This window comes from Brochothrix campestris FSL F6-1037 (assembly GCF_000525915.1).
Classification (GTDB): Bacteria; Bacillota; Bacilli; order Lactobacillales; family Listeriaceae; genus Brochothrix; species Brochothrix campestris.
On the sequence record NZ_AODH01000065.1, the window covers coordinates 1 to 1790 of the forward strand.

The window sequence follows — 1790 nt, forward strand, 5'->3', positions numbered from 1 at the left end:
TTCAAATTGCAAAGGAAGCAGAAGATAATCCTGAAATCGTACAAGAAGCGCCACATACGACCTACATTCATCGTTTGGATGAAGCGCAAGCCGCACGTAAGCCACAAATTGTATGGCCAATAGCTTAACTAAATGATAACAAATAAAAAGCGTCTTTTTTACCGATTTTTTTATCGATAAGAAAGACGCTTTTTGGCGCTGTCAACTGTTAATCATATGACTATTTTGAATCTAAAGACTGGATTGTTAGACGCAGTTGATTGACAGATGTTTCGAAGTTGACTTGTTCAACAGCTGTTAAATTAAGGGCGATGATTTGTCGCAAACCGGTTTCGTTAATTAATGCAGGAGTACCAGTGAAAAGTCCGATTTCACCGTATTCACCGCGCTGAAAGGCAGAAACCGGTAAAATAGTGTTTTCATTATTTAAAATCGCTCTCACGAGACGAGCCGTACTCATCCCGATACCATAATAGGTTGCTTGTTTACGGTCGATGATTTCATAGGCTGCATCACGAACAGAGACATAGATGGTATTGAGATCATCTGCTGTAATGTTGTCCCACTCAATGATTGGTTTACCGCCAACCGTTGTATGGGACCAAACAGCCGTTTCAGAATCACCATGTTCGCCGATGATGTAGCCTTGAACGATGCGAGGATCGACGTTAAGTTTAAGGGCAATTTCTTTTTTGAAACGAGCGGTATCAAGAATTGTCCCTGTTCCAATCACACGGTTAAATGGTAAGCCAGATGCTTGCCATGCGATGTAGGTCATCACATCAACTGGGTTACTCGCGACGATGATTATTCCATCGAAGCCACTAGCCATAATTTCTGTTGTTACTTGTTCGGTGATTTTAGCGTTTGTATCAACGAGGTCTAAGCGGCTTTGTCCCGGTTTTTGATTGATACCGGCTGTTAAGATAACGAGTGCAGCGTCTTTACAATCCGCGTAATCCCCAGCATAAATAGTTGTTTTCGTATCAGCCCAAGCAATGCCGTCAGCTAAATCAAGTGCTTCACCCTCAGCCTTATTTTGATTGACGTCAATGAGGACGAGTTCGTTGCAGATGCCTTGGTTAACAATCGCATAAGCAATGCTTGATCCAACAAAGCCGGTACCGATAATTGCGACTTTACGTGCTGTTTTATTCATAATAATTACCTCCGTTTTGTATTGGTTATACGTTTAAGACTACGGAAGAGTCGGCACCTAGTCAACGGATTCTGGCATTGCGACTTCTGATGGAGTCATCACAAAAGACAATGATGAGGAAGTGCTAGCTTCCAGCAGCTATATCAAAAAACAGTTAACAAGATGTCGTATTACCGACACAATTGTGGTTCTATAATTTATGGTGTTGGTGAATTTTCACTGATGCCTATTTTTCGCAAAAAAATAGCTGCATTTTCAAAATCCCTATAATATTAAGTCACCACAACAAATTTATAAGGGGGATTCGACAATGTCAGCTATCACTTTTAATAATATCGCAAATTCCTCTGGAATTACAGATGAAACTATTTCTTTTCCAAAAACATGGTGTTTAACTCAGTTAATTAAAGGTGTTTTAAGCACTTGTTATTTGGGTACACTCTCTTACACACCCTCACGGTGTGCGAATTGCGGCTTTAATAATAAAACAGTTAAACTCATTAAACACGGAACTAAACTATCACGTATCACACTCCCTAAAACAAATAACCTTCCAACCTATCTCTTTTTTAAAGAAGCAACGCTTCTTATGTAAAGGATGTAAAACAACCTTTATCGCTTCAACTTCGAT

The 1790-nt window shown here is 39.8% G+C and carries 3 protein-coding genes; 2 read left to right on the forward strand and 1 reads right to left on the reverse strand.

Annotation, left to right across the window (positions count from 1 at the left end):
- Positions 1-128, forward strand: a 128-nt coding sequence (locus BCAMP_RS14505) for a hypothetical protein (RefSeq protein WP_232217985.1), incomplete at its 5' end; no start/stop codon positions are given.
- 92 nt (positions 129-220) lie between these two features.
- Here the strand turns inward: BCAMP_RS14505 and BCAMP_RS11245 are convergent.
- Positions 221-1159 (reverse strand): L-lactate dehydrogenase, encoded by a 939-nt coding sequence (locus BCAMP_RS11245; RefSeq protein ID WP_035315680.1) that lies wholly within the window; start codon positions 1157-1159, stop codon positions 221-223.
- A 310-nt stretch (positions 1160-1469) separates the two neighbouring features.
- Here BCAMP_RS11245 and BCAMP_RS12785 point away from each other — a divergent pair, with 310 nt between their 5' ends.
- Positions 1470-1754, forward strand: a complete 285-nt coding sequence (locus tag BCAMP_RS12785) for a hypothetical protein (RefSeq protein ID WP_051457070.1) — start codon at positions 1470-1472, stop codon at positions 1752-1754.
- Positions 1755-1790: the final 36 nt, after the last annotated feature.

What these genes read in the sequence shown, in the direction of transcription:
- BCAMP_RS11245 (WP_035315680.1), bottom strand. Translation starts at nt 1,159, where the DNA reads ATGAATAAAACAGCACGTAAAGTCGCAATTATCGGTACCGGCTTTGTT.
- BCAMP_RS12785 (WP_051457070.1), top strand. Translation starts at nt 1,470, where the DNA reads ATGTCAGCTATCACTTTTAATAATATCGCAAATTCCTCTGGAATTACA.